6 protein-coding genes are annotated in these 7,352 nt (G+C 57.7%); 4 read left to right on the plus strand and 2 right to left on the minus strand.

From position 1 onward, the window contains the following. Nucleotides 1–42 precede the first annotated feature (42 nt). On the minus strand, nt 43–2,076 hold the full coding sequence (metG, locus tag MM194_RS20360; RefSeq protein WP_241344738.1) for a methionine--tRNA ligase: 2,034 nt from the start codon (nt 2,074–2,076) through the stop codon (nt 43–45). Nucleotides 2,077–2,261: 185 nt separating this feature from the next. On the opposite strand from metG, the gene apbC reads away from it, so the two are divergent. The 4 genes from apbC (at nt 2,262) to MM194_RS20380 (ending at nt 6,576) form a co-directional block, all read left to right on the plus strand. Then, nucleotides 2,262–3,344 (plus strand): iron-sulfur cluster carrier protein ApbC, encoded by a 1,083-nt coding sequence (gene apbC / locus MM194_RS20365; RefSeq protein ID WP_241344739.1) that lies wholly within the window; start codon nt 2,262–2,264, stop codon nt 3,342–3,344. 108 nt (nt 3,345–3,452) lie between these two features. Beyond that, on the plus strand, nt 3,453–4,097 hold the full coding sequence (udk, locus tag MM194_RS20370; protein ID WP_033130804.1) for a uridine kinase: 645 nt from the start codon (nt 3,453–3,455) through the stop codon (nt 4,095–4,097). A gap of 63 nt (nt 4,098–4,160) precedes the next feature. Next, nucleotides 4,161–4,742 carry a dCTP deaminase gene (gene dcd, locus MM194_RS20375; RefSeq protein WP_033130805.1) on the plus strand — a complete coding sequence of 194 codons (582 nt, stop codon included), beginning with the start codon at nt 4,161–4,163 and terminating at the stop codon, nt 4,740–4,742. Between the two features lie 361 nt (nt 4,743–5,103). Then, nucleotides 5,104–6,576, plus strand: coding sequence for an inorganic phosphate transporter (locus tag MM194_RS20380; protein WP_241344741.1), 1,473 nt, complete (start codon nt 5,104–5,106; stop codon nt 6,574–6,576). Nucleotides 6,577–7,214: 638 nt separating this feature from the next. Here the strand turns inward: MM194_RS20380 and MM194_RS20385 are convergent. Beyond that, a partial coding sequence (locus MM194_RS20385) for a transposase (protein ID WP_241344742.1) occupies nt 7,215–7,352 on the minus strand: 138 nt, incomplete at its 5' end.

Here is a 7,352-nt window from a genome sequence, read left to right on the forward strand (position 1 = left end):
CCCTCGGGCCTCTCTTGCTGATCACAGCATCAAGGGCTGCGCTTATTTGACGCGCATGCCGGGCTGGGCGCCTTCTTGCGGCTCCAGGATCCAGAGATCCTTGCCGCCCGGGCCTGCGGCCAGCACCATGCCCTCGGACATGCCAAAGCGCATCTTGCGCGGCGCCAGGTTCGCTACCATCACGGTCAGCTTGCCTTCCAGATCTTCGGGGTTGTAGGCGGACTTGATGCCGGCAAACACCTGACGGGTCTCACCGCCCAGATCCAGCTGCAGTTTCAGCAGCTTCTCCGCTTCCGGCACGGCTTCGGCCTTCTTGATGAGGGCCACCCGCAGATCAATCTTGGCAAAATCCTCGTAGCTGATGGTTTCGCTTATCGGGTCGTCTGCCAGCGGGCCAACGGGCTTCTTGCTCTGCTCCTTGGCCAGATCGTCCTTGGAGGCTTCCACCATGGCTTCAATTTTGGCGGGCTCGATGCGGGCGAACAGCGCCTTGAACGGGGCCAGCTGATGGTTGCACAGCGGCAGGGCTACGCCATCCCAGGTGAGGGTCTCGCCGAGGAAAGCTTCGGCACGCTCGGCCAGCAGCGGCATGACGGGCTTGAGGTAAGCCATCAATACCCGGAACAGGTTGATACCGACGGAGCAAACCGCTTGCAGCTGCGCATCCGCGCCTTCCTGCTTGGCCAGTACCCAGGGTGCCTTGTCGTCGACGTATCGGTTGGCCTTGTCGGCCAGGGCCATGATTTCGCGAATGGCACGGCTGAACTCGCGGGTCTCATAGGCCTCGCTGATGGAGGCGCTGGCGCTGGCAAACTCGGCGTAGAGCTCGGGTTCGGCGCAGCTCTCGGCCAGCTTGCCGTCGAAGCGCTTGGTGATGAAGCCGGCGTTGCGGGAGGCCAGGTTGACCAGCTTGTTGACCACGTCGGCATTGACGCGGGAGACGAAGTCTTCCAGGTTCAGGTCCAGATCGTCGATGCGGCTGTTGAGCTTGGCGGCGTAGTAGTAACGCAGGCACTCCGGATCCAGGTGTTTGAGGTAGGTGCTTGCCTTGATGAAGGTGCCCTTGGACTTGGACATCTTGGCGCCATTGACGGTCACATAGCCGTGCACGTTGACCTTGGTCGGCTGGCGGAAACCGGCGCCTTCCAGCATGGCCGGCCAGAACAGGCAGTGGAAGTAGGCGATGTCCTTGCCGATGAAGTGATAGAGCTCGGCGGTGGAGTCTTTCTTCCAGTAGCTGTCGAAATCGATGTCGCCACGCTTGTTGCACAGGTTCTTGAACGACGCCATGTAACCGATGGGGGCATCCAGCCAGACGTAGAAGTACTTGCCGGGGGCACCGGGTATCTCGAAGCCGAAGTAGGGGGCATCACGGGTGATGTCCCACTGCTGCAGGCCGCTCTCGAACCACTCTTGCATCTTGTTGGCCATCTCTTCCTGGATGGCGCCTGAGCCGCGCACCCAGCCGGCCAGCCAGCTTTCAAACTGGGGCAGGTCGAAGAAGAAGTGCTCGGAATCCTTCATCACCGGGGTCGCGCCCGAGACGGCGGATTTCGGATCGATCAGCTCGGTCGGGCTGTAGGTGGCGCCACAACTGTCGCAGTTGTCACCGTATTGCTCCGGGGACTTGCACTTGGGGCAGGTACCCTTGACGAAGCGATCCGGCAGGAACATGGACTTTTCCGGATCGAACAGCTGGGTGATGGTGCGACCCTTGATGAAGTTACCCGATTTCAGACGACCATAGATCAGTTCCGCCAGCTCGCGGTTTTCATCGCTGTGGGTGGAGTGATAGTTGTCGAAGCTGATGTTGAAGCCGGCAAAATCCGCCTGATGCTCCTGAGACACGGCCGCGATCATCTCTTCCGGGGTGATCCCGAGCTGCTGCGCCTTGAGCATGATGGGGGTGCCGTGCGCATCGTCGGCACAGACGAAATGCACCTGATGGCCACGCATTCGCTGATAACGAACCCAGATATCGGCCTGGATGTGTTCCAGCATGTGGCCAAGATGGATGGAGCCATTGGCATAGGGGAGGGCGCAGGTTACCAGCATTGTACGAGGATCAGTTGCCATAATACGTTCTTTATGTGCCTGTTGGGATGATACAGTGCCGAGCATGTTACCCGAATTGGGGGCGGCCTGCCTAGGGTTGTGGCCCTGCCTGGCTTGGCGGAGGTTCTCTCGAATGAGCAGGCAAGCCACTGATTTGTGTGCGGTAACCGTTCACCTCAGCATAACGACAACATAATGGGGAGTTAATGGTGATTGATTCAGTAAAACAGATCCTTGCCGAATTTAAGCCAGCAGGGTGGGGCAAGGATCTGGTCGCGGCCGGTTTTGTGCGTGCCATCGAATCCCATGGGCAGAGCCTGACCATCAAGTTGGTGTTGCCCTTTGCCGGCCAGTCCTTGTTCGAGCAACTCAAGCAGGTGTTCGATGCCCGCCTGCGAACGGCCACCGGAGCCGTTGCCATCGACTGGCAAGGCGAGATCGAAGTGGCCAGTATGCCCCGCGCCCAGCAACTGGCGGCGGTACAGGGCATTCGCAACATCCTGGTGGTGGCCTCCGGCAAGGGGGGGGTGGGCAAGTCCACCACAGCGGTCAACCTGGCGCTGGCGCTGCAAAAAGAGGGGGCGCGGGTCGCCATCCTGGATGCGGACATCTATGGGCCCTCCATTCCTACCATGATGGGCACCCTCAAGGAGCGCCCACACAGCCTCGACGGCAAGCTGATGGAGCCGGTCATGGCCTGCGGTCTGAAGAGCAACAGCATCGGTTATCTGGTCGACGAGCAGGATGCCACCATCTGGCGCGGCCCCATGGCGAGCAAGGCGCTGGGGCAGATCCTGCACGAGACCCGCTGGGGCGAGGTGGATTATCTGGTGGTGGACATGCCGCCGGGCACCGGCGACATCCAGCTCACCCTGGCCCAGCAGGTACCGACCACGGCGGCACTGATTGTCACTACCCCCCAAGACGTGGCCCTGGCGGATGCCCGCAAGGGAATCGCCATGTTCAACAAGGTGAATGTGCCCGTGCTCGGCATCATCGAGAACATGAGTTATCACGTCTGCAACGCCTGTGGTCATCATGAACCGCTGTTCGGTACCGGCGGTGGCCAGAAGATGGCTGCTCAGTACAAGATGTCCCTGCTGGGGCAGTTGCCGCTGCACATCGACATCCGTCAGCACATGGACAATGGGACTCCCACTGTGTCCGGTGCACCGGCAGGAGAGTTGGCTGAGATCTATCTGAAGCTGGCCCGTCGGGTGGGGGCCGAGCTCTATTTCAGCGGTAAACCGATTGCGACTCCGCTCTACACCGTGGCGCTGGACGAATAATCGTCTGTCGGCCGTCAGGGATGGATTTAGGGTGGGCATGGCTCACCCTTTTTTATATAATGGATCGGTTTAAACAATCCCCAGTGCTCTTCTCTTTAGGTATTTTCAATGTCTGATACTCAACATTCGTGTGTGATCATCGGTATTGCTGGTGCATCCGCATCCGGCAAGAGTCTTATCGCTCAAACCATTTATGAAGAGCTGGTGGCCGAACTGGGCGCAGGTCAGATTGGTGTGATCACCGAGGATTGCTACTACCGTGATCAGACCCACATGACCATGGAAGAGCGGGTCAAGACCAACTATGACCATCCCAATGCCCTGGATCACGATCTGCTGGTGCAGCATCTGACACAGCTGGTGAAAGGCGACGCGGTCAATATTCCCCAGTACTCCTATACCGAACACACCCGCATGAGCGAGGTCACCGCCTTCGCCCCGCGCCGGGTCATCATCCTGGAAGGGATCCTGCTGCTGACCGATAGCCGTCTGCGGGAGCTGATGGATGCCTCCATCTTCATGGATACCCCGCTTGACATCTGCCTGTTGCGCCGGCTGGTGCGTGACGTGCAGGAGCGTGGTCGCACCATGGATTCCGTGCTCAAGCAGTATCAGAAGACGGTACGTCCCATGTTCATGCAGTTCATCGATCCGTCCAAGCAGTACGCGGACGTGATCGTGCCCCGAGGGGGCAAGAATCGCATCGCCATCGACATGCTCAAGGCACGTATCCGCCACATGTTGATCGGATAAGATGCTACAAGCCGGGCGATGCCCGGCTTTTTTAAATGAATCATTTAGCAGGAGAGTCGCCCAATGCGTCTTTGTGATACCGATATCGAACGCCATCTGGATGAAGGCAAGATAGTGATTGAGCCGAGACCCGGCATCGAGCGGATCAGTGGCGTCAGCGTCGATGTGCTGCTTGGCAACGAGTTTCGGGTGTTTCGCGATCACACCGCCCCCTACATCGATCTCAGCGGCCCGAGCAGCGAGATGGCCGACGCCATCGATCGGGTGATGAGCGACGAGATCCACATACCGGACGGGGAAGCCTTCTATCTGCACCCGGGTCAGCTGGCGCTGGCGGTGACCTATGAATCCGTGACTCTGCCGGCGGATATCGTCGGCTGGCTGGACGGTCGATCCTCCCTGGCACGCCTCGGGTTGATGGTGCACGTCACCGCGCACCGCATAGATCCGGGCTGGTCCGGTCGCATCGTGCTGGAGTTCTACAATGGCGGCAAGCTGCCGCTGGCGCTGCGACCCAAGATGAAGATAGGGGCGCTCAACTTCGAGATGCTCTCAGGCGTCGCTGCCCGCCCGTACAACAAGCGGGAAAATGCCAAGTACAAGAGCCAGCAAGGGGCCGTGGCCAGCCGGATGAGCCAGGACTGAGTGCGCTTGTTTTGCTGTTCGTGTTGATGAAGGGTGCCAAGGCACCCTTATTATTTTTCCTGGCCGCAGAGGGACGCGGCACTACCGGTTGTGGCGAACTATTTTTCGACGATTGTGGTCTGGCGGGTGAGATAACTGCAGGGAAAAACAGTCGCTTATTGATTGAATAGGTCTGATTGAAGCCTTTCCATGATTGTTGAATGGGCTTTAATTAATCTTCGACAAGGCGCATTCCTACAGGCCCTAAGACATTTTCTGACGGAATGCCCTTTTTTTTTCTTACTGAAATATTTCAACAACGGGTATGGCGCACCGAGCCTTCTGGCATAATCCGCCGCAACTCATAAACAGGTTCGTTTTTATGTTTGAAATGTTTAGTGGTTTGGGTTTGTGGTGGTCAATCGGTTTGGTATTGGCCGTTTTTTTTGTGCTTGCCTATGAATTCATCAATGGCTTTCACGATACCGCCAATGCGGTAGCAACGGTTATCTATACCAAGGCAATGCCCGCACACACTGCGGTAGTGGCTTCCGGCTTGTTTAACTTCGCCGGGGTCATGATGGGTGGATTGGGGGTGGCATACGCCATCGTTCATCTGTTGCCCATCGATCTGTTATTGGGCATGGACTCTACTCAGGGTCTGATCATGGTGTTCTCCCTGCTGTTCTCCGCCATTGTCTGGAACCTGGGGACTTGGTTCTTCGGCATTCCGGCGTCCAGTTCTCACACCCTGATCGGCTCCATCCTGGGGGTAGGCGGTGCCTATGCCTGGATGAGCAATCAGCCTCTGACAGAGGGCATCAACGTCGGTAAAGCCATCGACATCATGCTCTCCCTCATTATTTCTCCTACCGTGGGCTTCATCATCGCCGCTTTGCTGCTGTTCGCCATGAAACGCGTCTGGCTGGGGAGCAAGATCCACAAGACCCCGGAAGAGCGTCTGCTGGTGGACGGCAAGAAGCACCCGCCGTTCTGGGCCCGTGTCACGCTTATCTGCTCCGCGATGGGGGTCAGCTTCGTGCACGGCTCCAACGACGGCCAGAAGGGCATAGGTCTGGTGATGCTGGTGTTGATCTGTGTGGCACCAGCCTACTTTGCACTGGACATGAATAGCCGCTCCTACGATCTGGACAGAACCCAGGATGCCAGTCAGCGCATCATGGAAATCTATCAGCGTAACCAGGAAGTGGTCTCTCAGGTGGTCAACTTCAGCGTCCCGGCACATGCCCAGGAAGAGCTGATGACTCACTGTGAGGCCGGTGATGCGTTGGAAGCCATGGCCACGCTGAACAGCCGTCTGGGCAAGGTGCGTACCTATGAGCAGATGGATCTGACCGATCGCCGTGAAGTGCGTCGCCTGTTGCTCTGTATCGACGATACCGCCCGCAAGGTCTCCAAGCTGCCGTTGCCGGCCAAGGAGCTGACTGATCTGGCCAAATGGCGTAAAGACCTGACCGCAACGGCCGAATACGCGCCGACCTGGGTCATCGTCTCCATCGCCCTGGCGCTGGGTTGCGGTACCATGGTGGGCTGGCGCCGTATCGTCTACACGGTCGGTGAGAAGATTGGCTCTTCCGGCATGACTTACAGCCAGGGGATTGCCGCCCAGATCACGGCCGCGGCCTCCATCGGTGTGGCGAGTTTGACCGGGATGCCGGTCTCGACTACCCACATTCTCTCCTCTGCGGTAGCAGGGACCATGGTAGCGAACAAGTCGGGCCTGCAGAGCCAGACCATCAAGACCATCTTGATGGCCTGGGTGTTGACCCTGCCGCTGACCATGGTGCTCTCCGGTGGCCTGTTCCTGCTCAGCAACCATCTGTTTGGTGGTTGATAGGACAGACAACACAATGGAATGACGAAGGGCCTGCGGGCCCTTTTTTCGTTTCTGTAGATCAACCATTGGGATTTGGCGATAGATAGTCTGTTAGCTATGGGAACAGCTTGTATGCCATCAAACTAGAATTTTCATCCCTTTATACATACTCCCTCACCTTCTGTTCATTTTCCTATACACCGCCTGCCACCAGATTGAGGAGGTCGTCCGCACTCCTACAAGAACACACCGCAGGCAGGAGAGGGGGGTTATCCAGGTTCGATGTCACAACTCACCAGGAGGATGCTGTGGCTGAACCGGCTCAGCGCCGGCTTCTTTTAAGTTGTCGTAGTGCTGATGGTGAGAGGAAACATCTGGCGATACTCGTTCGTTTCAACGAGTCCTCACCAATTCTGGGGGGACGACTTGGCTTATCGTAAGGACATCAATGGCTGTGCAGTATGAATGTGAGGGCAGGGGATTAGGCTGGTTTTACTGGTGCGCGCATGAGTGGCAAAGAGAGGTGCATAGGAAGTAGCGTTCGAGTTCGACACCGCAATGACGGTGTGAAGCTGAAGACTGGCAAGGCGGTGGAACCGGAAGCCAATGTCTAGTCCTGAAATAGGTTTACACATTTTCGTCTAGCTTCACGTGACTCAGAACCCCTGATGTACCGCATCGGGGGTTCTGTATTTCAATGCCAAGTGAGGTCGCTCCAGGTTGTAAATATCCACCGCCTCACGCACCATCTCCCGCGCTTGCGCCAGGTCCTGCGGGCTTTGCAACAGCAACTC

It is taken from the genome of Aeromonas sp. MR16 (assembly GCF_022549315.1).
In the GTDB taxonomy this organism is placed as follows: domain Bacteria; phylum Pseudomonadota; class Gammaproteobacteria; order Enterobacterales; family Aeromonadaceae; genus Aeromonas; species Aeromonas aquatica.

What these genes read in the sequence shown, in the direction of transcription:
- MM194_RS20380 (WP_241344741.1), top strand. Translation starts at nt 5,104, where the DNA reads ATGTTTGAAATGTTTAGTGGTTTGGGTTTGTGGTGGTCAATCGGTTTG.
- dcd (WP_033130805.1), top strand. Translation starts at nt 4,161, where the DNA reads ATGCGTCTTTGTGATACCGATATCGAACGCCATCTGGATGAAGGCAAG.
- metG (WP_241344738.1), bottom strand. Translation starts at nt 2,076, where the DNA reads ATGGCAACTGATCCTCGTACAATGCTGGTAACCTGCGCCCTCCCCTAT.
- udk (WP_033130804.1), top strand. Translation starts at nt 3,453, where the DNA reads ATGTCTGATACTCAACATTCGTGTGTGATCATCGGTATTGCTGGTGCA.
- apbC (WP_241344739.1), top strand. Translation starts at nt 2,262, where the DNA reads ATGGTGATTGATTCAGTAAAACAGATCCTTGCCGAATTTAAGCCAGCA.